This window comes from Paenibacillus sp. FSL H3-0333 (assembly GCF_038002805.1).
In the GTDB taxonomy this organism is placed as follows: domain Bacteria; phylum Bacillota; class Bacilli; order Paenibacillales; family Paenibacillaceae; genus Paenibacillus_AQ; species Paenibacillus_AQ silagei.
This window is the reverse complement of record NZ_JBBODG010000001.1, coordinates 3,561,363-3,584,642: the sequence shown is the minus strand read 5'-3', so window position 1 is coordinate 3,584,642 and position 23,280 is coordinate 3,561,363. Positions and strand designations below refer to the sequence as shown.

Here is a 23,280-nt window from a genome sequence, read left to right as displayed (position 1 = left end):
ACGAATATATGACAGAATTCGAATTCCATAAGAACTTCGAACTTGCACTCATTTCCATCCAATCCCAGTCTCAGAATCTTAAAATTCTGCACTGAATACAACAATCCCTTCATTAATACTGCGCAAATCCAAAAAAGTTGTATGAATAACATGCGTGTTGATTACCCATATTATGGGATGACAAAAATACCTAAATGTTCTTTACGCCTGAGCTGATTAAGCTGAACCTGCCACTCCAGCGGAAGATTAAATATACGCCAGTACTGCATAAATTCCCAAAGAGTCAGCTTAGCAAAGACCGGTACCTTCGGATGAATTTCATCAAAAATGTATTTTAGAAGCACATATGCGGTAAGGGCCACAAACAATTGGCTATACACTGCATTTTCGGTGTTTCCAAACAGACAAGGGACATTCAAATGCTGTTTCACCCAGCGGAAAAAGACTTCAATCTCCCAGCGTGCTTTGTACATTTCAGCAATCACGTGAGCGGACTCTTTTCTCAAATCAGTGACGACCCGTACGACTTCGCCCCGGTCATTTTCAAATTCAACGACGCGGTGGCGGTGGGCGGATTGGTGATTGCCTTGACCAATATAACAGGTGATATCGCGTACAATTTTGGTGTCTCCCTCCGCCGGTCGTTGAAGCTTTCGCGGCATCACCAAATGGAGATTGTCTTTCAGACGAATCACAAAGGACTGACCTTGCTGCACATATTGATCCAATCGACCGATCTTTCCATACGCCCGATCCTGAACTAAAAGGTAGTCCTTATCGGCCAAAATTTCTCCAAATGGAGCGTCATTGCGCCTGGCAATCGATTCGACCACATTCACGGGTGAATGCTGTCCATGCGAAAGAGCGACATGCAGCTTGATGCCTCCTCTGAATTTTTTATACGGAGCCCAAGACATGCGGGAGTTTGCCGCCGTAACCGTCGTAGAGTCAATCAGTAGAAGATCTTTAGGCAGATTTAGGTGCCGACGGGTTTGCCGGTTACATTTCTGGACGAGCAGTTGAAACAAACGCTTGAAGATATCGTAAGGCACTTCACCGGCTTTGCCCGAAAGGGTGGAGTAATGAACCTTGGGCAAATCGTAGTTCGAGCCCACCCGAGCACTTTGACGAAAGCCATCCCATTGGTGGTAGCAGGCTTGGATAAAGTAATCGAACAACACACCCACGGTCATTTTGGTTCCGGTATCCTCGTAGTCCTTGGTTTGCCCGGTCACCCTTTGGACTTCTTCTGAAGTTAATACTTGTTTGAACACGGCCAAGAATGGGGTATTATTATTCATGAGGTCGCCTCATTTCGGTTTGGTTTGGTCGTACTTACCATTACCCGAAATGGCGGCCTTTTTTGTCCCTTTTATTGGGAAATCAACACGCTTATATGAATAACAGCATTTCTCTTCCCTCAAGCTGACTAAACGAGGACATTCCTGCATTTCATACAACACATCTGCTACGCCGCCCCATTCCCCGCCTACACGCAAAAAAAGAGCCACCCCACTTTCACGGATGGCTCTTCCATTCCATACAGTATTCTACTATTCAGGTGTCTCCAGCGTGAAACGTCCAAGCTTCCCTGCACGAAGCTCATGCAGCAGCGCGCGTGAAGCCTTCTCCAGATCCACTCGGCCGCCGCTCATCAGACAACCGCGCTTACGACCGACTGCTTCCATAACGGCCACGATTTCGTCCGGGTTCTCTAAGTCCTCCGGCAGCTTACTGATATCGAAGCGTTCCTGGAACCGGCTTCCGTAATCCTTCACCAGATACTTCACCGCATAATAAGCGATATCCTCAATATTCAGGATTTCTTCCTTAATGGCCCCGGTTACTGCCAGCTTATAGCCTACCGTCTGGTCCTCGAATTTCGGCCAGAGAATCCCTGGCGTATCCAGTAGTTCCAGACTGCCGCCGGTCTTAATCCATTGCTGGCCCTTGGTAACCCCCGGACGGTCACCGGTAATCGCAATATTTTTTCCAGCCATCCGGTTAATGAGAGTCGATTTGCCTACGTTGGGAATGCCCACAATCAGTGCCCGCATCGCACGCGGATTCATACCCTTGGCAATTTGCCGGTCGATCTTATCCTTCAGCAGCAGCTTCACCTGCTCCGGAATTTCTTTAATCCCGGTGCCAGTTGAAGCATCTACCGGATAGGCAACATGACCCTGCGCCTTGAAGTAAGCCAGCCACTTGCGTGTAGCTTCCGGATCGGCCAGATCCGCTTTGTTCAGAATAATCAGCCTTGGCTTGTCCCGCAAAATATCGTCAATCATCGGATTGCGGCTCGAGATCGGCAGACGGGAATCAAGCAGTTCTATTGCAACATCAATTAGCTTCAGCTTATCCTCGATTTGCCGTCTAGCCCTCGTCATATGACCAGGAAACCATTGAATGGCCAATGCCGTCACCTCCTTTGACTTCTGTCAGCTTAAAATAATTAATGATTTATCAATGAGATATTCTTCACCGGCCAGAAAATAAGGTCTGCACGGCCGACAATATCCCCCAGCGGCACATAACCGATCATCCGGCTGTCCGTACTGTCAGAGCGGTTATCCCCCATTACGAACACATGGCCTTCCGGCACCTTGTTGTCCGTAAACTGCTCATTCGGGAAGTTCTTATTGTTGTACAAGATGTTGTTATTATGCGCATCATCAATCGCGCTCTGGATATACGTCTCGTTCACAGGCTCTCCGTTAACTGTAACGACATCCCCTTCAACTGTGACTGTATCGCCTGCCACACCAATGACACGTTTAATGAAATCCCGGCCCTCAGAGGGCACATGGAACACAATGACTTCCCCGCGCTCCGGCTTGCGGATATCGTAGAGAATTTCATTAACAATCACACGTTCTCCGGTATGGAAGTTAGGCTTCATGGAAGGGCCGTCTACGATAAACGGTTTGAACAAAAGCCAGCGTATTAGAATAACCAGAACCAATGCAATCGCTATCGCTTTAATCCATTCCAGGACTTCATTCTTTGGCTTCCGGGGGCTCTGGCCGTTAGAATCAATCACTTCGCCTTGCCCTTGCTGCAAATCCTGCTGCATAGTTCACCGTCCTCTCCATCAGTTGTTATCTCCACTATACAATACAAAAAAGCTCCTGCCAAAAACTCCCCCGCGATTACTCCTTCAGGAGGCCTTTTCGGAGAAGCTGTTCCTAAGGCACATATGTCTAAAAACCCCACAAAGTGATGCTTTAACTTCGTGCTTACTCAGGTACTTTGCGGGGATCCACAATTCTTTAATCACAAGAAATAAACGAAAGGGGCTTGAATTCAAGCCCCTTTCCTTTGTCACTATTCTAGCGACGAATTTCTTTAATTCTTGCAGCTTTACCGCGCAGGTCACGAAGATAATACAGCTTCGCACGACGCACTTTACCACGGCGAGCCACTTCGATTTTCTCGAGTTTAGGGGAGTTGACTGGGAATGTTCTTTCCACACCAACACCATAAGAGATTTTACGAACCGTAAAAGTCTCACCGATACCGCCGCCGCGACGTTTAATTACAACGCCTTCGAACAGCTGGATACGCTCACGAGTTCCTTCGATAACTTTTACATGCACCTTCAAAGTGTCACCCGGGCGAAAACTCGGGATATCTTTACGAAGTTGCTCTTGTGTAATTGCTTGTAGGATATTCATTAAGGACTTCCTCCTTCCGTACAGGTGTTCTTGCCTCTTCCGGAGAGCCGTTGCTCTCCCTCATTATCCGCAGAGGACCACCGTATTCCACACAACAGAAGTAATTTTATCATAAAAGACAGGCTCATGCAACATATATTTATTCTTTAAAGCGGCAGCATATCCCGTTTCTTCGCCTTCACCTTACAATCCTTGCAGAGTCCGACCACACTTCCGTCATCCTGGGCATAAAAAATCAGCTTACCGTTCTTCTTCTTACAGGAGGAGCACTGCTGCTCCGCAGCATTCTGCTTGGCCTTACGGTGCCCTTCCATAGAAATCACATTACTGGCCTTCCCTTGCTTCGGCGTTTCAGACTGTTCTTGGCTTATCCGGCTGCGGTACACGGTATAGACAACTGCACCCACCAACACAACGATCAGGAATGCTGCATACTGCATTTGGCTCATCCGCCCCTCTGACTTGTTCAGTCCAAATAGTAAACAGACCATCTCCTGGGTCTGCTTCCGTGCCGGCCCTCCAGCTGTCACATTTCATTCTTCCGGTCCTTCATCTAACGACAGTGTACCATAATGCCTCTCTAAAATGTAGTAGCTAAGCTTCCTGGACTATAGTCCAGTAGAACAACCCGCCGCCAGGCTGTTATCCAGTGTTTTCCCATAATATATAATACTGAGTATACATAAGCAAATAATCATGCCTTTAGGAGGGCCTATATAATGAAGAAACATCACAGTACAGCAATTATTGCAGCCATGGCCGTGTTTTCTATTGCACTTACCGGCTGCCGGGAGCTTCCCGGCAAGGAAGCGGCAGATAACCAACTGGAGCAGACGATCTCCGGCAGATTCAAGCAGGAGGCGGCAGAAGCCGTGAAGCAGAGTCTCAGCGATGCCAGTGCTGCTGTCGGTGACGCCATCCAGAACACAGCAGGTATGATTGAAGAGCAGATGAATACTAGCGGAGTCAGCCGGGAGTTCTCCACCTCCCTGCCGATTGCTTCGGCTTCCGTCCTTAAGCTAGATAATGCGGTGGGGGAAGTCGCAGTAGTGCCCGCTTCAGGTGACGAGATTACTGTCCAGGCCACCGTCATTGTCCATGAGAAGACAGGCCACAAGCTGATATCCGGTGTGCTGGATCATACTGAAATTTCTATTGAACATAAAGGAGACGCTCTAATCGTCTCTGCTCATGGTGAAGGCAATTCGAAGAGGAATCTCTGGGAATGGGCGCAGCATGAGTATGGGGATTCCAACTTCAGCATTAATTATGTAATCGGAATTCCAGAGACCGTTGACCGGTTTGAGATTGATAATAATGTAGGCACAGTCCAGCTCCGCGGGCTTGAGGGGACTTTTGAGATTAACAGCAATGTCGGCAGCATCATCCTTCAAGACACCGTGTTCACAGGCAAGTCCAGTGTGCAGTCAAATACGGGGAGTATTGAGCTTGGGGTATCCAGTATGACAAAGGGCAGCAGCCTCCAGGCCAAGAGCGATATTGGAGGAATCTCCGCCGATCTGTCAGCATCAACCGCATGTACGGTCAAAGCCCGCAGTGAGCTCGGCCACATCTCCGGCGCCGACAACGGTACACCCAAGGATTATAACGGCGGCGGTCCGCTGGTATCGTTAACCACGCAGATCGGAGCCATATCTGTTAATTAGATCATCCTATAGTCACGCAAAAAGTGGGCCTTCCTGACTTCCAGGAGCCCACTTTTCTGTTGATCAGGCTATCGTCAGATTAACGCAATTGCCAGAAGCGTGAACAGGCTTAAGGTCAGGATCTGGCTGCCGTAGCCATAGTATCCGCCATAATAGTTACCTGCACCGCCCGGATAAAAGGCCGAAGTTTGCATTCTGCCATTGCCCTTTGTTTTCAGATACACATTATTCCGGTCCACATCCACAATAATTCCTTCATGGCGTTTGCCGTCAGTAGTCATAATGCGTACACGCTTATCCTTGCAATGGAGACAATTATAATAAGCTTCCATCTGCTGTTTCCTCCTTAATCGTGGTTCTGTATCTTATGAGGGGAGGGATAAGCCGGTAACGGCTATCGTCACGCAGCAATTGTCTATATGTAAAATAGTTGTGAAATGAAGAACTTGTGAACATTGTGTATCAATTTTGTGTAAAAAGGGGTAATATTAAAGTAACAAAATCAATTAAACGCTTACGGTTGTGAACAATCTTCTACAATCCAAAAGGAGGCAGGAATCATGAGTACAGCAGGCAGACGTTTTATTAATGAAGGAGTACTGCGGATCGCCTGGTTTATCATTTTCGCTTCGCTCACCTACACGGTGCGCAATTATACTTGGGCCATTGTATTGCTTATGGTTGTTGCCTTGTATTCACTGGTGACGGGAGTTATCATGCTTACCCGCCGGGATGGAGACAGGGGCAGGTTTTAGCTTAACCGCACACATGGGCCTTATCACCTAAATAAAAACACTTCCTACAGAGCGTGATGCGCTGACGGAAGTGTTTTTTTGCGTTACACGAAAACGGGAAAATCGGAGTAACAGGATTTGAACCTGCGACCTCACCCACCCCAAGGGTGCGCGCTACCAGGCTGCGCTATACCCCGATATTGCAATCAACCCATTACTTCATACTTACGTTTGCCGCATCCCTACGATTAACATACGTTCATCTCATGCATAATATGCCGGTAAGCGGTTACTAACCGTTATACTATAAATATACCTCACTAGTTCAGCAGTTTCAAATAGAGTTCACTATTTTTATTGAGTTCAATATTTTTTTCATATCCAAATAAAATTTAATGGATTTTCCGTAAAGGCTGTGCTATACTCTTGGCACAAGGAAAGGAGGTGCGTTCACATCAAGCATGACATGCTGAACGTATCCCTTACCCGGACCAACGGCTGAATGATTAAGTCTTGGTGGCGCGGGATACGGATCAAAGTTACAAACTAGCGCCTCGGGTAGAGAGACCGTCTTCGGACGGTCTTTTTTTGTTTGCCCGTACTCATCGCACCCGGCAAACAAATAACCGCCGAAGCCAGCGAACCTGGGGTTCGTCTGTCTTCAGCGGTTATTTGTGGAATTTGCTGTATTACTGAGCCTATTGAACCTGCTTCCAGGTCTAATTCATTTCTTCGATTATAAGATTACGATTTACGATTCTTATAAAAATCAATAATATCACTTACCGTGCGGAGCGGCTCCGCCTCCTTGTGGACAGTGTCCACGGCTGGCTTGAATGATTCATGCGTATTCGTAGTCACTTCAGTCATTCCTTTCGATAATTAAGCTAGCTGCGTCTATAGCTGCATGTCTACTTGCGGCACCTTTATTCATTACCCTAGAAAAAGGGTATTGACGCACATCTGCTCGTATTTATTTCGCTGGCAAAACTTCTTCTATGCCTATCCGTTCTCGTTCGTAATTCCCGTTCCCGGTTCTCAGAACACAGCAAAAAACGCCTCCCTTACGTAATATACGTTAGAAAGACGCCAGCTATGACTCTATTCAGGCCCAAATTTACAGTTCATTCTTCTTAAGGCTTGTCTGCTCCTGCAGCCGCTTCAGCGTCTGCTTGTCCTTCACTGTCAGCTCCGCTGTCTCCAGCAGATCCGGTCTGCGTTCGAGGGTACGCTGCAGCGCCTGCTCACGCCGCCAGACCTCGATATTGGCATGATGTCCGCTGAGCAGCATGTCCGGCACCTTCCAGCCCCGGAACTCTGCCGGGCGGGTATAATGCGGGTACTCCAGCAGCCCGGTGCTGAAGGAGTCGGAGATGGCAGAGGTCTCATTGCCCAGTGCCCCCGGCTGCAGACGCACTACCGAATCTATTACTGTCAGAGCGGGCAGCTCACCGCCGGTCAGTACATAGTCGCCAATCGACAGCTCGTCCGTCACCAGATGCTCACGGATTCGCTCGTCATAGCCCTCATAATGACCGCAGATGAAGATCAGATGCTGCTCCTGTGCGAGCTCTTCGGCGATCTGCTGGTTATACGTCCGGCCCTGGGGGCACATCAGAATAATACGCGGCTTCACCGCCTCTGTGTTCTCAGTGTCTGTGTCCCCTTGCTCACCGCCAGCGTTACTCTGAGCCAGCACATGCTCCACCGCTGCGAAGATCGGGTCAGGCTTCAGCACCATGCCTCCCCCTCCCCCGTAAGGCGTATCATCCACGCTGTTATGCTTGTTGCCCGAGAAGTCGCGGAAGTTCACTGTATTCAGTGAAGCAATGCCCTTCTCACGGGCCTTACCGAGAATGCTGGTGCCGAACACGCCCTCACACATATCCGGGAACAGCGTCAGCACATCGATGCGGATCATGGAAGCAGCCCTTCCATGAGGTGCACGGTGATTTTTTTGGCTGCAATATTGACGTCCAGCACTACATCGTTAATAACCGGAATCAGAATATCCTGGCCCTTCTTCGGCTTCACTACCCAGACATCATTGGCCCCGGGCTGCAGAATCTCCGTAATCGTTCCCAGCGGCTGGCTGGCATCTTCATCCGTATAAACCTCGCAGCCTACGATCTGGTGGAAGTAATACTCGTTCTCCGGCAGCTCAACCAGATTATCACTAGGCACCTTGAGCATGCTGCCTTTGTATTTCTCAACCTCATTAATGTTCGTATACCCCTTAAGCTTGGCGATATACATCCCTTTATGCTCTCTCGCCGATTCGATCGTCACCTCGAATTTCGGGCTTCCGTCTGCGGGAATCAGCAGCAGCTTGTTACCGGCCGCGAACCTCACTTCCGGGAAATCGGTATGCGACAGGATTTTGATCTCCCCGCGAATGCCGTGCGTATTCACCAGCCTGCCTACGGTTAACTCTTCTGTCATGTGTTCATCTCCTTCACGTTGATTGCGTACAGCCTATAAATTCTTATATTTTCAACAAAAAGGAGCCGGGATATACTATCCCTAGCCCCTCCTTGTGCGCATCCTTAAGATAAAATATCCACGGTAACGCGTTTATCACTTTTGACTGCTGCAGATGTGACTACGGTACGAAGCGCTTTGGCGATCCGCCCTTGCTTGCCGATGACCTTACCGACATCATCAGGATGCACGGAGAGCTCATAGACAATCAGGTGATCCTTCTCCACGGTCCGTACGGCCACATCCTCCGGATGATCCACTAAAGCCTTAGCAATAACACCAACTAATTCTTCCATAGAGGACCCTCGCAATCAGTCATTATTTCTGAAGCTTTGACTCATGGAACTTCTTCATCACGCCAGCTTTGGAAAGCAGGTTGCGGACGGTATCAGATGCTTGTGCACCTGTCTGAAGCCATTTAAGAGCCTTCTCTTCGTCAATCTTAACGACTGCCGGTACTTCGATCGGATTATAATAACCGATTTCCTCGATAAAACGGCCGTCACGAGGAGACCGGGAATCGGAAACCACTACACGGTAGAAAGGCGCTTTATGTGCTCCCATTCTTTTCAAACGAATACGTACTGCCACGAAATTCACCTCCTTAAAAGAATATCGTTATCGATCCCTCCCAAACCCTCCCTTCCCGAAGGGAGGGCCCCAAGGGCTCTGCCCTCTGGACACCCGCTAAGTGCAACTAGCGTAGGCGTTCAGACTGGCGGGACTTGGAATGAGTTCGAGCGGAGACCGCTTTTCCTCCCTGCGGGATACGCTTGACTGGCGGCGTTCCCTGGTAACGGGGGGGAAGAAATTTAAACATTAAGATCAAAAGATTAAGGTCAAAAGATTAAGATCAAGAGATTAAGGTCAAGAGACTACTCGATCTTCTGATGTTGTACTATATCAGATCTAGGGGTAAACCTTAAACCGTAAAGATTAAGGTCAACGGAAAGGGAACTTCATTCCGCCTTTACCGGCAAGGCCCTTGAGCTGCTTCATGGCGTTCTTCTTGCCGCCCTTACCGCCTCCGCCGCCCATCATGCCGGAGAACTGCTTCATCATCTTGCGCATCTCATCGAATTGCTTGATGAGCCGGTTCACCTCAGCGACGTTGGTACCGCTGCCCGCTGCAATACGCTTGCGGCGGTTGTGGTTGATAATCTCAGGCTGGGCTTTCTCGGCCTTGGTCATGGAATGAACAATGGCTTCAACGCGGCCCATCTGCTTATCGTCCACCTTCAGGTCCTTCATGCCCTTGGCCTTATTCATGCCAGGCAGCATGTCAAGAATCTGATCGATCGGGCCAAGCTTCTTCACTTGATCCATCTGCTCCAGGAAATCATCGAACGTGAACTCTGCGTTACGCATCTTACGTTCCATTTCCTTGGCTTTCTCGGTATCGATGTTGGCCTGAGCCTTCTCGATCAGCGACAGCATGTCGCCCATGCCGAGTATCCGCGAAGCCATCCGCTCCGGATGGAACGGCTCCAGCGCATCGATCTTCTCGCCGAGAGCGGCGAATTTGATCGGGCAGCCGGTGACCGCCTTGACGGATAATGCAGCACCACCACGGGTGTCGCCGTCAAGCTTCGTAAGCACTACTCCGGTAAGCTCCAGCTGCTTGTTGAAGCTGTCCGCCACATTCACGGCATCCTGACCGGTCATCGCATCGACTACCAGGAGCACTTCATCCGGAGTTACAACGTTATGGATCTGCTTCAGCTCTTCCATCAGCTCTTCATCAATATGCAGGCGGCCTGCCGTATCAATAATCACATAATCCAGGTTATTGTCCTTCGCATGCTGAACACCTTGTCTGGCAATCTCTACCGGACTCGTCTGATCACCCAGCGAGAAGACAGGAACCTTAATCTGTTCTCCGAGCACCTGCAATTGCTTGATCGCAGCCGGACGGTAGATGTCGGCGGCTACGAGCAGCGGGCGGTGGTTGCCCTTCTGCAGCAGCTTCGCCAGCTTACCGGAAGTGGTCGTCTTCCCTGCGCCCTGCAGACCGGTCATCATGATGACTGTCGGCGGCTTGTTCGACTTAGCCAGCTTCGCCTGGCTTCCGCCCATCAGCTCCGTCAGTTCCTTGTTAACAATATCGATGATGACCATGCCTGGCGTGAAGCTGTCCATCACTTCCGTGCCAACAGACTTCTCTTTCACCTTGGACACGAAGTCCTTGACGACCTTGAAGTTAACATCGGCTTCCAGAAGGGCCAGCCGCACTTCACGCATCGCTTCGTTTACGTCATCTTCGGATACTTTCCCTTTGCCGCGCAGTTTGCTGAACACATTCTGCAATCTTCCGGTTAATCCTTCAAATGCCATAGGCGGCTCGCTCCCTTCTTCCTACTCTAACCTCTGCAGCCGGTCCATGATTTCCATGAATTGCTGCTTATATTGCTCCGGCAGCATTCCACTGTCAGGGAATCTGCGCAGTTCTTCTAAGTACTTATTGCGGTCTTCATGCTTGGACAGGAGTCCAAGCTTCTCTTCATAATTCTCAAGCACTTGCTCCGCCCGCTTGATATGCTCGTACACAGCCTGGCGGCTAATTTCAAATTCCGCTGCGATCTCCCCCAGGGAGAAATCATCATGGAAATAATATTTGAGAAACGTCTGTTGCTTGTCAGTAAGCAGCCGTTCATAGAAAGCAAATAACAGGTTGATCCGGTTGGTTTTCTCGAGCCTATTCTCCTGACTCATCAAGGGCACTCCCTTCGTCAAGGAAAAACACTTTACAGCTTCACAACGTCCCTTATGATACCGAAAACAAAGAAAGATGTCAAGTCTTTTTACTTGTCATCTTTTTCTTTGCCCAAAACCGGCATTCCCGCCCTGAAATCCTGCACCAGTACGGCACTATGCCTCCCGCATTAATGAATAGGGAGAATGTATAACAATACAACGAAGAAGTGCAGAACGGTTCCCGCAAGCACGAATAAATGCCAGATCGCATGATGGTACGGGAAGCCGCGCCATACATAAAACACGGTGCCCAGAGTGTACAGCAGTCCGCCAATCATCAGCAGAGTCATCCCGCCGCTGGCGACGGCCTGGGACAGAGGGCTCCAGGCGATTACGATCATCCAGCCCATCGCAATGTAGAAGACGGTGGACATGAACAGGAATTTTTTGACGAAAAAAGCCTTAAAGAAAACACCGAATACCGCCACTCCCCAAGCGATACCGAATAACGTCCAGCCCAGCGGTCCGCGGATCGCCACCAGCATAAACGGGGTGTACGTTCCGGCAATGAATAAGTAGATCGAAGCGTGGTCAAGGAATTCAAAGAAGTCCTTCGCCTTGCCGTCTCTGAGACTATGCACCATCGTTGAATTAAAATACAGGATCAGCATAGTAGCGCCGTAAATGGAGAAACTGACTACATGCCAGGCTGTGCCGTTCTGAACAGCATATACGATCAGCAGAACCAGCGCAGCAATACTTAATAGAGCGCCGATCCCGTGTGTAACCGCATTTGCTACTTCTTCCTTGCGGCTGTAAGTGTGAGTATTTGCCATACCACGATTCCTTCCGTTTGCGGTTTCCTTCTATTATAGCCATTTCTCCGAAGTCCTTCCAGCTTACGGACGCCTCAGGGCAGGCTGCAGCAACATTCAATCGCTTAAGAAGTCATCATTTGCTTTTGCAGCAATTCAAGTCTTATAGCTTGTAGAGCTCGGTATACTTCGCTTCCAGATAATCCGCCAGATAATCGGGATTCAGCGGTTCGCCTGTGACTTGCTCGATAATCTGCGAAGGGGTCAGGCTCTGGCCGTAGCGGTATACCTTGTCAGTAAGCCATTCTTTGATCGGCAGCAGGTTACCAGTGGCAATCAGCTCCTCGAATTCCGGCAGTTCCTTACGCAGAGTGTTCAGCATTTGGGCCGCATACATGTTACCCAGGGAATAGGAAGCGAAATAGCCGAAGTCTCCTCCGGACCAATGAACGTCCTGCAGTACGCCAAGCGCATCCGTAGGCGGTGTAATCCCTAAGTATTCCTGATACTTCGCATTCCAGGTCTCCGGCAGATCCTTGACTTCAAGCCCTTCATTGAAAATCAGCTTCTCAATCTCATAGCGCACAATGATATGCAGGTTATATGTCAGCTCATCAGCTTCGATCCGGATGAAGGAATTGCCTACACTGTTGATTGCCCGGTAAAAGTCTTCCATCTCCACGTTCGCAAGCTGCTCCGGGAAATGCTGCTGCAGATCGCCGTAATAACGCTGCCAGAAGGCCCGGCTGCGGCCGATCATATTCTCCCACAGTCTGGACTGGGATTCATGGATTCCCATGGAGGCCCCCTGTGCCAGAGGTGTACCGATCAGCTCTTCACCGAAATTCTGCTCGTACAGGGCATGTCCGCCCTCATGCAGCGAGCTGAAGATGGAGCTGGTCACATTGTCCAGCAGATAGTTCGTGGTTATGCGGACATCGCCGGGGTTCAGCCCTGTAGCGAACGGATGCACACTTTCATCCAGACGTCCTGCCTCGAAATCATAGCCCATCTGTTCGAGTAAGAAGAGGCCGAATTTCTCCTGCTGCTCCTTAGGGAAGATCTGGCTCAGGAATTCGGTGTCCGGCTTGTTCGGCGAAGCATTGATCGCTTCGGCCAGCGGCACAAGACGGCTGCGCAGACGGGTGAAGATCGCATCCACCTTCTCAACGGTCAAATCCGGCTCGTACATATCCAGCAAAGTGTCATAACGCGAGCCTTGCACACCCCAATAATCAATGAACTCTTGTTTGAAGGCCACAATCTTGGTCAGATAAGGCTCGAAGGAGGCGAAATCATTATCATCCTTAGCCTCTTCCCAGATCGTCTGCGCATGGGCGGTGAGCACCGAATATTCCTCGAAGGTCTTGGAAGGAATGCTTTTGCTGCGCTGGTACTCCTTGCGGGTATCCTTCACAATCTTATTCTGATTGCTGTCCAGCTGCTCCGCTACTTCCGGGCGGCTGAAATACGCTGTGAACACTCCGATCTCCTCAGATACCTGGAGTCTGAATGCTTCTGCACTCAGCATACCCAGCGTGGCAGAACGGATCTCTACACCTTTACGGGGTGCGCCTGTACGCAGATCCCAGCCCAGAAGTCCAATCGCTTCATAATACCCTTTGATTTTAGATAATAGCTCGCTGAATTTATCCCATTCTTCTTGGATCTGCTTCTCCATGTTTTGAGCACCTGCCTTGTTTTTTTATCTACTCCTATTGATGATACTTTTTTAAATAGTTATAATCAAATTCGGGCTGTATCTCTTCAAATTTGAAGTAGTTAACAGCTCACAGGCGCGGAGACAGACTCCGCTTAGATTTTGCAATATTTGATTACAGGAAGCCCTTTATGTTCGCGGCAAGACGCAGTACAATGAATTACAGTTTAATCTTAAGGAGGCACATGGCTTATGAGTCAGGTTACAGACATTTTAGAGTTCAACAAGCATTTTGTAGAGGAAAAAGCATATGAGAGCTATCTGACCAGCCGCTTCCCGGATAAAAAAATGCTGATCATCACCTGTATGGACACACGGCTTGTTGAGCTTCTGCCCAAAGCAATGAATTTCAAGAACGGTGATGTCAAAATCATCAAAAATGCCGGAGCCATCATCTCCCAGCCGTTCGGGAGCGTTATGCGCAGCGTAATGGTTGCGCTATACGAACTGGACGCGGACGAAGTGATTGTCGTCGGCCATTATGAATGCGGCATGGCTTCCCTGAATGCTGACCATATGATTAACTCCATCAAGGAACGCGGCGTGTCCGAGGAAGTACTCAGTACCCTGGAGAATTCAGGGATTAAGCTGACCAAATGGCTGCGCGGGTTTGACAACGTAGAGGAAGGGGTAATTCAAACTGTGGAGCTGATTAAGCGCCATCCCTTACTCCCCCCAAACGTACCTATTCACGGCATGATCATCGATCCGGCTACCGGAGCGCTTGAGCTTGTCTCGGACGGATACGCGGACTAAGGCAACTCTCTGATACTGCTGTTTGCGCGGGTCCCGGACCCGCGTTTTTTTTGTGTCCGGGGGTCCGGGCCAATGCCGAATGATAACATTTATAAACATATAAATTTTATATTTTTAAAATTGAAACCTTAGCCCCTACTCTGCGTATTACCGGGCAATAGCCGGGTAAACCGGGGATACCAAACTTCTAGGAGGTTCTCGTACTCAATGAAACCAATGAAACGTGTAATGATGATCGTCATGGCCTTCACACTGTTCTTCGCTGTCACTGTTCCTGACTTCGCAGATGCCCGCCGCGGCGGGGGCTTTAAATCAGGAAGCCGGGGATTCACAACGACCCCGAAGAAATCGACCACCGATAATGTGAAAAAAAGCGATAGCACTAAAAGCAACACCAACGGAACTGCAGCGAATGCGAACCGCGGCTTCTTCAGCGGCGGCAGCCTGATGAAAGGCCTGATGATCGGCGGGATCGCCGGCTTCCTCTTCGGCGGAATGTTCGCCGGAATGGGCGCTTTTGGAAATATCATCGGATTCCTGATTAACATGCTGGCCATCTACTTCGTGATTACGCTGATTATGTCCTTCTTCAAGCGCAGACAGGAACGACGCCGGCTGGAAGAAAGGGACGGACGCTACTAGTGGGTGTTACCGTTCTCAGCATGGACGAGATTATCAATGCGATCTGCCTGCATATGGCGGAACGCAAGGCTGTACGGGTCGAGGAAGTCCAGGTTGAGCTCAGCTGGGACGAGGACACCGGCTACACCGCAGAGGTCTGGATACAGGGAAGAAGCCAGTATCTGGTGGAGTCCAACATGATTGAATCCATCCTTCGCTACGTACACAGCGAATACGGCATCCGTGCTTACCGTGAAGATGTACGGCTTGCGCTGGACGAAGAGATTACAGCGGTTGTGAACACGTAAGCATTGCAAGACTTGATCGAATAAAGGGCTGACCCCGGGTAGCGGGGTCAGCCCTTTTATTGTGACTGCCTGTTATGATCACTGCCTGATAATCACAAGATAGCTTATTCTTCTGCTGTCAGGAATCCAGCCAGTACATCGTCCCTGCTGACCCGCGCACTGCCGCTTCCGTGCAGCTCAGCCCAAGGCGCACGCTGCTTCCGCAGAATCGCCGCTGTTCCTTCAGAAGTGTACTCCGCATACCTGACCGTCTGCTCACCCCCAGGCTCGCCCCAATGAGCCCAGCCTTGGGGGTGGATATGCTGGCCCATCCGGCAATCCACAAAGACTGTCTTGGCATGCTCCCGCCATGGCCGGCCCAGGAATACCGGCGCTGTTCCCGGCTCAGCGCTCAGATAACATTGATTGAACACGTAGCCGTAGGCCTGCCCTTCAGGAGTGGAGGCAGCCGTGATGTAGCCTGCATGGCCTCCGCTACTCCGCAGACTGTGCAGCGTACAATGCTCGAAGTAGGCCGTTGCTCCGCCAAAGATATAATCTACCGTTCCCTCAATGTAACAGTGCTGGTACAACTGGCGGTACTGCGCATGATGCTGCCGCAGCGGAACGCCGCCGAACAGCAGACGCTCTCTGGGGGCCGGCGGCAGCGGACCGGTGAACAGCGTGTCCTGATGGCCTTTGAACGTACAATTTCGGAATACCGTCTCATCACAATGGGCGTACACCGCCACAGCCTGCCCTACCTCGCTGCCTTGTCCCGCTGTATTGGAGACGGTCAGATTCTCCAGCACCAGCTTCCTGCCGCCCAGGAACAGGGTCGGAGTGGCAAAGGTCCCGATCTCTTCCCCCTGCTCATCCAGCTCCCGGGCATAGCGGTTCATCGTGATCTCCACTTGTCCGATGCCGATGATACGGAGACAGGAGCGGTAGACCCGCACCTCCTCCTTGTACACTCCCGGCATAATGTAGAGCGTTGCCTCTGTGTCCGGGTCCAGCCCTTCCAGGGCATCGACTGCCGCCTGAATGGTAGAGTAATCGCAAAAGCCCTCCTTGCCCACCAGCATCCTTTTTCCCATCCCCTCTCAGACTCTGGCCTTCGCTTAAGGCTTGCTTACTTCTGTGTCAGTTTGTATGCAGCTTCGTATTCCTCGGTGATCTTGGTTCCGCCCGAATCCTTCCAGGTCTGTACGGCTTTCTTGAAGGCCGCCTCATCCGATTGGCCCATGATATATTTGAAGGTAGCATCTGTGATGATCTTTTGCAATTCCGTTCCCTGCTCATTATTGGTTGCCGAATCCAGCGGAACGGTTGGATCAAGCACGGCGAACTTGTCATTCTCGCGGATCAGCTCATTGGCCAGCTGCTTCTCAGGGTTCGCATCCTTAAGTGTATAGGCAATCTCACTAGGTCTGCTGGAGGAGAAAGGCTGCACATCCGCCTGCCACAGCTCGGTGTTCAGAATCTTGAAGGCGCCGTTCTCATCATATTCATAGTGGGTGCCTTCGATCCCGCCGGTCATCAGCATGAACGCCTTCTCATCGATCAGATCATTGACGAACTTCAGCAGCCGCTTGAGCTCTGCTTCGGTCTTCACTTCTGATTTCGGAAAAGCCATCAATCCGCCGATCCCACTGCCCTCGGACCAGATATGATACTGCCCGTCTCCATTAGAGATCTTGTTCACCGGCACCAGCTCCATGCCCGGCTGCAGATCCTGTGCCAGTGTTCTCAGACTGGAGATGTCCACCATCCCGGTATAGATCCCGGTTTTACCCTGCGCGAATTGCTGCTGCTGGTCTGTTTTGGCTGTAACTGCGAAATCCTGCGCCAGGTATCCGTTTTCATAGAGCTTTTTGGAGAAATTCATCGTGTCCATATATTCCGGTGTATCGAATTCAGGGATAAACTTGCCGCTATCATCCACCTTCCAGCCATTGGGCGTGCCAAAATAGGAGCTTAGTGTTTTGAAGCTGCTGTATTTCAGCTCTGATCTGTCTCCGAAGCCTGTCGTGTCCTTCACACCGTTGCCATCCGGGTCATCCTCTGTGAAGGCTCTGGCCACTTCATACACCTCATCCAGCGTCTTCGGAACCGGCAGACCCAGCTTATCCAGCCAGTCCTTGCGGAAGATCAGCCCGGAACGCGCCAGATTCTTCTGGAAGGGAACGCCGTAGAGGACGCCTTCAATCGAAGCCGCTTCCTTCAGCTCAGGAGCAATCTTCGCCAGATTACTGAACTCTGAGAGATAAGGGCCCACATCCCAGAACAGTCCTGATTTCAGTGAGCTTCTAACCGATGAATTGGTCATCATGGTCAGGGTGACAATGTCTGCAAGCTCCCCCGAGGCCAGCGCCGTAGTGATCCGCTCTTCCTTGGAAGCATCGGGTACCCAGTTGAAGGTGATTTTGCTGTTGGTATATTCCTCAAGCAGCGATTTGATCGTATCGGTCGGCGGCGAAGCCGTGTGCAGAATATTCAGCCAGCTTACTTCCAGCTTCGAGTTCAGATCCTCTGGTGCGGCATTCTTCTTCTCTTCCTTGTCTCCGCCGCATGCCGAGAGCATAGTGGTAGCCATTGTAGCGATTGCAATTAGAGTGACCCATCTTTTGTTCATAACACTTCTCCTTTGGTAGATGAAATAGGTAGCCTTAGCCTTAATACACGCCGTCTTCGCCCATTCTTTTGGCCAGCTTATTGGAGAGCATCACGAGAATTAACCCGACAACGCCCTTGAACAAGCCTATCGTGGTGCTGAAGCTTAATTGCCCGTTCTTGAGGCCCGCCGTATAGATATAGGTATCGAAAATCTCAGCGACACTGCGGTTCAGCGAATTCAGCAGCAGATACATATGTTCGAAGCCGAGATCCAGCGTGCTGCCGATTTTGAGAATCAGCAGGGTAATAATCACGGGACGGATCGCCGGCAGTGTAACATGCCAGGTCTTGCGCAGACGGCTTGCCCCGTCCATCTCTGAGGCTTCATAGAGCTGCGGGTCTACTACAGTAATAGCTGCCAGATAGATAATGGTCGACCACCCCAGCTCCTTCCAGATAATCTGCAGGATATAGATCGTCCGCAGCCACTCCGAAGAGGTGAGGAAGCTGATTTTGGTGCCGCCGAGACTGGCGATCAGCTCATTGATAACCCCGCCATCCACCGTCAGGAACACATACGTAATAGAGACAATAATGACCCAGGACATGAAGTGCGGGATGTAGATAATCGTCTGAATCCAGTTCTTGAGATAGCGTCCCTTCAACTCGTTCAGCATCAAGGCTACAATAATCGGCAGAGGGAAGAAGATCACAATGTTCATGGCAAACAGAATCAAGGTGTTGCGCAGCAGCTGCATGAACGTAGGCTCCGTAAATAGACGGATGAAATGCTTCAGGCCGACCCACTCACTCCCGGTAATTCCCTGGAACGGCTGATAATTCTGGAACGCAATGATCAGCCCGCCCATCGGCAGATATTTGAAGATGATGAAATACAGCAGCCCGGGCAGGATCATCAGATACAGCAGCTTGTATTTGTTCAGAGCCGTAAGAGCGCGTGCGCCTTTCCCCTTTTCGATAGTCAGATTTGGTGTTGCGGTGATGCTTGTTGCTTTCACATGTCAGCCTCCTTTGCTCGTTCCTGTTACGGTTTCAGCGTAAGAAATTTCTTACATTACGTATATAATCATTATGTGATAGCGTTTACAGAACCCGCGTGGCTGCGGGGTTAAGGACGATCAGATCTCCTCTGAGGATTACCCGCCTAGGCTAATGATTATTCTTCGGAGACGGGCTGCACAAGGCAAGTCTGCGAATACCTCATGCCCGGATTATATACGTAATTTCTGCTCCTTGTTACAGTGAAGAGGTACTGAAAACCGAGGAGGATCACAGAATGAACCCTAGCTCACGTAGAAAAGAATCGGTCGGCGGAAGGATCTTCACCTTCGTTAATACAGCCATACTCATTCTGATTGCGCTTGTCTGCTTATTGCCCTTCATCAATATCATCGCCAGCTCCTTCGCTACCACCCAGGAGGTCATGGCCAAGCGGTTCATCCTATTCCCGACTACCTTCTCCCTGGATGCGTACCACTACATTCTCTCAACGCCTACCATCTTCCGGGGACTCGGGGTATCCGTGGGTGTCACCGTTGCAGGAACCGTAGTCAGTATGCTGCTTACCGCGCTGATGGCCTACGGCTTGTCCAGGCGATACCTGCCTGCCCGCAATACCATTAATTTCATCGTCGTCTTCTCCATGCTGTTCAGCGGCGGAATGATCCCCACCTTCCTGGTCGTCAAAAGCGTCGGCCTGATCAACTCGTACGGGTCCCTGATCTTCCCGGTTGCCGTCAATGCCTTCAACATGATTATCATGCGCAACTTCTTCCAGGCGCTGCCTGACAGTCTGGAGGAGTCCGCCAAGATCGACGGAAGCAATGACTTCGGAATCTTCATGCGGATCATGCTGCCGCTGGCCCTGCCTTCCATCGCCACCATCTCCCTGTTCTATGCGGTTGCTTACTGGAATACGTACATGAACGCGATCCTCTATATGAATGATTCGGCAAAATGGCCGATCCAGGTGCTGCTGCGCCAGATCGTTATTGTGTCCAGCGGGATGCAGGCCGAGGGAACCTCGGTAGACATTGTGCCGCCAGCCCAGACGATCAAAATGGCGGTCATTGTCATCGCCACTGTGCCGATGCTGGCCGCTTATCCTTTTGTACAGAAGCATTTCACCAAGGGCGCCCTGCTCGGAGCAGTCAAAGGCTGACGGCCCGCCGTTCAGCGTCCATCCAAATGGTTAGAGCATATACAGAAACGGTACCGCCTTGAAGCAAGGACGGTACCGTTTCTGCATGACCCCCTGATCCAGGCTCTCTCCTGAACCAAGCCCCTATTCCTGCTAAAATATCTGCTGCTCCCCCTGCTTCAGCTTCCGGTAAGCGCCAGGCGTAACCTGCTCCTTCTTGCGGAAGGAGCGGATGAAATTCTGCGGATTATGGTACTGCAGCCGCTCGGCAATCTCCTTGATCGTCATATCCGTCTCTGTCAGCCACCGTTTGGCCATCTCCAGGCGGTAGTTCATGAGGTATTCGCTGAAGGCGGTGCCGTACTCTTTTTTGAAGATGCTGCTTAGATAATTCGGATTGTAATGAAGCCGTTCGCCGATCCCCTCCAGCGTAAGCTCACGGTCATATTCCGCGTGCACAATGTCGGTGATCTTATCCGAGAGACAGCGGAACTGCTGGCTGGTCTTGTCCTTCATGCTGTACATCATGGGGTAAATAACCTCCTGCACCAGCATCCGCTCCATCTCTTCGGGATTGCGGATGTCCAGCAGGCGGTGATACAGCTTATTGTTATCCTGGGTCAACAGGACGCTAACCCCCAGATGCTGCTCCAGCTGGATCAGATTATTCACGAGCCGCACCAGCATGACCTCGAATTTCAGGGTGCTCTTGTTCTTGCCCATCAGCTCCGCCAGGAACGGATAGAGCGCAGCTGTAACCTGCTCCTTGTCCCCCAGCCGGATGGCATTGAACAATTGCGTCTCCAGCTCTGCCGGATAATGCAGCGACACCGGACCGGAGACGACCATGGAGATATCCTCATAGAAGATAATCGATTCCTTACCCAGATTCAGCCTTTGATGCAGTGCCTGCTTGCTCATCTCCCCGGCTTCCTTACTCTCTAACAGATTGCTGTAAAAGTTGCTGATGCCGATGCTGATCGACACCTTCAGATAATCGCGTACCGCCTTCAGCAGAGCTGCCGCATAATCCGTCACTTCCTTATTCATCCCCGCATCACTGGTCCCGGCGAAGGTCAGAATCGTAGCCTGGGTATCATCGTTCAGGATAATAGGCTGTAATCGCTGCTGTGCCGGAATAAGTTCCTCCACCATCTTATTGACGGCAAGCAGCAGGACATCCTTGTCCGAGGCCTCCCGGCCGCCCAGACTGTCCAGCTGAATCAGCATCGCAGCATAACGGTGCTTCTCTGACAGGTTATACCCGAACCGGAGCAGACTCTGCTCCAGCTCCTCCGCCGAGACGCGGCTGCGGAACAGATTAAGGATCAGCTGCGTCTCCAGCCGGGGCATTTCCGATTCGATCAGACTCTCAAGCGAAGCCTTCTCCGAGATAATCGTATCAATTGAATGCCGGATATATTCCAGCTCATTCCTGGAGTTCACCTGCGGAATAACGGGCAGACTGCGCTTAAGCTGCTCAATCGGCTTGGTGAAATATTGAGAGATCATATAAGCCACCACCCAGATCAGGAGAATCAACAGCAGCCCCATCGCGGAGATCCCGAACTTGGTCATCTCCAGAGAGCGGGTAATCTCCGCCTGATCCAGCACGGTCAGATAGATCCAGTTATTATACGAGGACTTGGCATAGATAAGCTTGAGACTGTCGCGGCCGGACATCTCCTGCTGGACCGTCCCCTTGTCCTCCATGGAATTGATTGTCCCGGCAAGCTGGCCGAACTGCTCCGGGGCTAACAGCACATTACCAGGATCAGATTCATACATCAGTTCACCATGCTTGTTCAAAATGTAGACGGCTGCGTCTTCCCCGCTGCTTATCGTGGCATTAAGGGTATGTAATGAAATGTCGGATAAGGCAATCGCCTGCTTCTTAGTGGAGAACACCGGCAGTGTATTCACGAACCGGATGCCTTTGTCCGTCTTCATCCAGAAGAGGCTCTGCTCCTGATTCTCAATATACTGCTCCCGGAGCTGCCGGACCTCCTCGCTGCTGAGATTGCTGAGCTTCTCATTCAGGATCTGCCAGTTCTGCACCAGACTGATCAGCGAATATTCCGTCCCTTCAGCCGCCATGGAGGCGATATAATTCAGCTGTGAGTTCACATTCCGGTAGGCGATGAAGTCTTGCTCGGTAATCGGATGGGTCACGACCTCCTGAAAAGAGCTGGTGGTGCTATAGGTGTTGAACGCGTATTCTATCGTTTGGATTTTATGCTCCAGATTGTTCTTGATCTGCTCGATATAGCTCTGCTTGCTGCTGGAGAACCGCTCGACCACTGAATCGATGGTACTGATGTAGATATAGCTTCCGAAGCCGACCACCAGTCCCACGCCAAGGATTAATATAGGAATAAAGATGCCGTAGAACATTCTTCCTTTGCTCATTGTGTTTCCCCTTTGATTTGATAGACTCTATTAAATTATAGCGCTTTCATGAATACGGTTCCATGATTATTTTCACGTGTGCAATTGGTCCAAGGTCTCGTTGAAGCCGTTCAGCCCTCTCCTTGAGCGCAGTAGATCATACAAAACAACCCCACAACGTGGGGCTGTAGCTTCGATGATGACCCAGGCTATGAGCCTTGCTTAGAGTAACGCAATCGTCAGCAGCTCGAACAAGACCAGCGGCATAATCACATTGCTGTTCACCGTACCGGGATACGGGTAGCCCGGGCCCGGATACCCCGGACCTGGATAAGGCTTGTAGTACGGATTGTAATATCCGCGGCCCATATCCGTGGCTATGGTTACAGCCAGGTACATATGCTTGCTGTCCATACCGGCAATCGTACCCTCATGCATCTGACCGTCAAGGGTCTGCACCTGCACTTGATGATTCAAATATGGCTTACAGGACTGGTGAAGCGAATCGCGGACCCCGTTCAGATGCTGGACCACCGCAGGGTCTGCCTGATAGATCACCGGCGTTTGCGGGCCGGACGAAGTTGTCGACATAAGTGTATGACCTCCGTGTAATTGGATTTGCTTCATACTATGCACCTGCCCAGCCCGGTGTGCCTAGCCTGC

At 50.7% G+C, this 23,280-nt stretch carries 25 protein-coding genes and 1 tRNA gene; 6 read left to right on the top strand and 20 right to left on the bottom strand.

Features of this window, described 5'->3' with window-relative positions; translation table 11 throughout:
- Positions 1-170: 170 nt before the first annotated feature.
- From MHH78_RS15715 to MHH78_RS15695, 5 genes are all read right to left on the bottom strand, one after another.
- Positions 171-1,301, bottom strand: coding sequence for an IS4 family transposase (locus MHH78_RS15715; protein WP_341167943.1), 1,131 nt, complete (start codon positions 1,299-1,301; stop codon positions 171-173).
- A 252-nt stretch (positions 1,302-1,553) separates the two neighbouring features.
- Positions 1,554-2,417, bottom strand: coding sequence for a ribosome biogenesis GTPase YlqF (ylqF, locus tag MHH78_RS15710; protein WP_036733575.1), 864 nt, complete (start codon positions 2,415-2,417; stop codon positions 1,554-1,556).
- A gap of 38 nt (positions 2,418-2,455) precedes the next feature.
- Complete coding sequence (lepB, locus tag MHH78_RS15705) at positions 2,456-3,076, bottom strand: signal peptidase I (RefSeq protein ID WP_036733573.1); 621 nt, start codon at positions 3,074-3,076, stop codon at positions 2,456-2,458.
- A 256-nt stretch (positions 3,077-3,332) separates the two neighbouring features.
- A complete protein-coding gene (rplS, locus tag MHH78_RS15700; protein ID WP_036701215.1) occupies positions 3,333-3,677 on the bottom strand; it encodes a 50S ribosomal protein L19 in 345 nt (114 codons plus the stop codon).
- Positions 3,678-3,823: 146 nt separating this feature from the next.
- Complete coding sequence (locus MHH78_RS15695) at positions 3,824-4,207, bottom strand: hypothetical protein (protein ID WP_341167942.1); 384 nt, start codon at positions 4,205-4,207, stop codon at positions 3,824-3,826.
- A gap of 189 nt (positions 4,208-4,396) precedes the next feature.
- Between MHH78_RS15695 and MHH78_RS15690 the strand changes: the two genes are divergently transcribed.
- Positions 4,397-5,344, top strand: coding sequence for a hypothetical protein (locus MHH78_RS15690; RefSeq protein WP_341167941.1), 948 nt, complete (start codon positions 4,397-4,399; stop codon positions 5,342-5,344).
- Positions 5,345-5,418: 74 nt separating this feature from the next.
- Here the strand turns inward: MHH78_RS15690 and MHH78_RS15685 are convergent, their stop codons facing one another.
- Positions 5,419-5,676, bottom strand: coding sequence for a hypothetical protein (locus MHH78_RS15685; protein WP_076078592.1), 258 nt, complete (start codon positions 5,674-5,676; stop codon positions 5,419-5,421).
- Positions 5,677-5,904: 228 nt separating this feature from the next.
- Between MHH78_RS15685 and MHH78_RS15680 the strand changes: the two genes are divergently transcribed.
- A complete protein-coding gene (locus tag MHH78_RS15680) occupies positions 5,905-6,099 on the top strand; it encodes a hypothetical protein (RefSeq protein ID WP_340940043.1) in 195 nt (64 codons plus the stop codon).
- A gap of 102 nt (positions 6,100-6,201) precedes the next feature.
- Here the strand turns inward: MHH78_RS15680 and MHH78_RS15675 are convergent.
- From MHH78_RS15675 to MHH78_RS15635, 9 genes are all read right to left on the bottom strand, one after another.
- Positions 6,202-6,275 (bottom strand) — tRNA-Pro (locus MHH78_RS15675).
- A gap of 920 nt (positions 6,276-7,195) precedes the next feature.
- Positions 7,196-7,996: a tRNA (guanosine(37)-N1)-methyltransferase TrmD gene (gene trmD / locus MHH78_RS15670; RefSeq protein WP_340944511.1), complete on the bottom strand. Its 801-nt coding sequence runs from the start codon at positions 7,994-7,996 to the stop codon at positions 7,196-7,198.
- On the bottom strand, positions 7,996-8,520 hold the full coding sequence (gene rimM, locus MHH78_RS15665) for a ribosome maturation factor RimM (RefSeq protein WP_076078589.1): 525 nt from the start codon (positions 8,518-8,520) through the stop codon (positions 7,996-7,998). The genes trmD and rimM overlap by 1 nt, the downstream gene beginning before the upstream one ends.
- A 104-nt stretch (positions 8,521-8,624) precedes the next feature.
- Positions 8,625-8,855 carry a KH domain-containing protein gene (locus tag MHH78_RS15660; protein ID WP_020432321.1) on the bottom strand — a complete coding sequence of 77 codons (231 nt, stop codon included), beginning with the start codon at positions 8,853-8,855 and terminating at the stop codon, positions 8,625-8,627.
- A 22-nt stretch (positions 8,856-8,877) separates the two neighbouring features.
- Positions 8,878-9,150, bottom strand: a complete 273-nt coding sequence (rpsP, locus tag MHH78_RS15655; RefSeq protein ID WP_036701203.1) for a 30S ribosomal protein S16 — start codon at positions 9,148-9,150, stop codon at positions 8,878-8,880.
- A gap of 351 nt (positions 9,151-9,501) precedes the next feature.
- On the bottom strand, positions 9,502-10,893 hold the full coding sequence (ffh, locus tag MHH78_RS15650; RefSeq protein WP_036701200.1) for a signal recognition particle protein: 1,392 nt from the start codon (positions 10,891-10,893) through the stop codon (positions 9,502-9,504).
- Between the two features lie 21 nt (positions 10,894-10,914).
- Positions 10,915-11,271, bottom strand: coding sequence for a putative DNA-binding protein (locus MHH78_RS15645; RefSeq protein WP_036733556.1), 357 nt, complete (start codon positions 11,269-11,271; stop codon positions 10,915-10,917).
- Between the two features lie 170 nt (positions 11,272-11,441).
- The gene (trhA, locus tag MHH78_RS15640) at positions 11,442-12,089 is read right to left on the bottom strand and encodes a PAQR family membrane homeostasis protein TrhA (RefSeq protein WP_036733553.1); all 648 of its coding nucleotides are present in this window, start codon (positions 12,087-12,089) and stop codon (positions 11,442-11,444) included.
- A 142-nt stretch (positions 12,090-12,231) separates the two neighbouring features.
- Positions 12,232-13,749, bottom strand: coding sequence for a carboxypeptidase M32 (locus tag MHH78_RS15635; RefSeq protein WP_209869382.1), 1,518 nt, complete (start codon positions 13,747-13,749; stop codon positions 12,232-12,234).
- Between the two features lie 231 nt (positions 13,750-13,980).
- Here MHH78_RS15635 and MHH78_RS15630 point away from each other — a divergent pair, with 231 nt between their 5' ends.
- From MHH78_RS15630 to MHH78_RS15620, 3 genes are all read left to right on the top strand, one after another.
- Positions 13,981-14,544 (top strand): beta-class carbonic anhydrase, encoded by a 564-nt coding sequence (locus tag MHH78_RS15630; RefSeq protein WP_036733547.1) that lies wholly within the window; start codon positions 13,981-13,983, stop codon positions 14,542-14,544.
- A 207-nt stretch (positions 14,545-14,751) separates the two neighbouring features.
- Positions 14,752-15,186 carry a hypothetical protein gene (locus MHH78_RS15625; protein ID WP_200869617.1) on the top strand — a complete coding sequence of 145 codons (435 nt, stop codon included), beginning with the start codon at positions 14,752-14,754 and terminating at the stop codon, positions 15,184-15,186.
- 20 nt (positions 15,187-15,206) lie between these two features.
- Positions 15,207-15,473 (top strand): YxcD family protein, encoded by a 267-nt coding sequence (locus tag MHH78_RS15620; RefSeq protein WP_340940036.1) that lies wholly within the window; start codon positions 15,207-15,209, stop codon positions 15,471-15,473.
- Between the two features lie 104 nt (positions 15,474-15,577).
- On the opposite strand, the gene MHH78_RS15615 is transcribed toward MHH78_RS15620, so the two are convergent.
- From MHH78_RS15615 to MHH78_RS15605, 3 genes are read right to left on the bottom strand one after another with little or no spacing between them, the layout of a single operon-like run.
- Complete coding sequence (locus MHH78_RS15615; protein ID WP_341167940.1) at positions 15,578-16,537, bottom strand: pectinesterase family protein; 960 nt, start codon at positions 16,535-16,537, stop codon at positions 15,578-15,580.
- A gap of 47 nt (positions 16,538-16,584) precedes the next feature.
- Positions 16,585-18,087 (bottom strand): extracellular solute-binding protein, encoded by a 1,503-nt coding sequence (locus tag MHH78_RS15610; protein ID WP_340952097.1) that lies wholly within the window; start codon positions 18,085-18,087, stop codon positions 16,585-16,587.
- A 40-nt stretch (positions 18,088-18,127) separates the two neighbouring features.
- Positions 18,128-18,985 carry an ABC transporter permease gene (locus MHH78_RS15605; protein ID WP_445668096.1) on the bottom strand — a complete coding sequence of 286 codons (858 nt, stop codon included), beginning with the start codon at positions 18,983-18,985 and terminating at the stop codon, positions 18,128-18,130.
- Positions 18,986-19,365: 380 nt separating this feature from the next.
- Between MHH78_RS15605 and MHH78_RS15600 the strand changes: the two genes are divergently transcribed.
- The gene (locus MHH78_RS15600; RefSeq protein ID WP_341167939.1) at positions 19,366-20,250 is read left to right on the top strand and encodes a carbohydrate ABC transporter permease; all 885 of its coding nucleotides are present in this window, start codon (positions 19,366-19,368) and stop codon (positions 20,248-20,250) included.
- A 132-nt stretch (positions 20,251-20,382) separates the two neighbouring features.
- Here the strand turns inward: MHH78_RS15600 and MHH78_RS15595 are convergent, their stop codons facing one another.
- On the bottom strand, positions 20,383-22,638 hold the full coding sequence (locus tag MHH78_RS15595; protein WP_341167938.1) for an AraC family transcriptional regulator: 2,256 nt from the start codon (positions 22,636-22,638) through the stop codon (positions 20,383-20,385).
- A gap of 201 nt (positions 22,639-22,839) precedes the next feature.
- A complete protein-coding gene (locus MHH78_RS15590; protein WP_341167937.1) occupies positions 22,840-23,208 on the bottom strand; it encodes a hypothetical protein in 369 nt (122 codons plus the stop codon).
- Positions 23,209-23,280 lie beyond the last annotated feature (72 nt).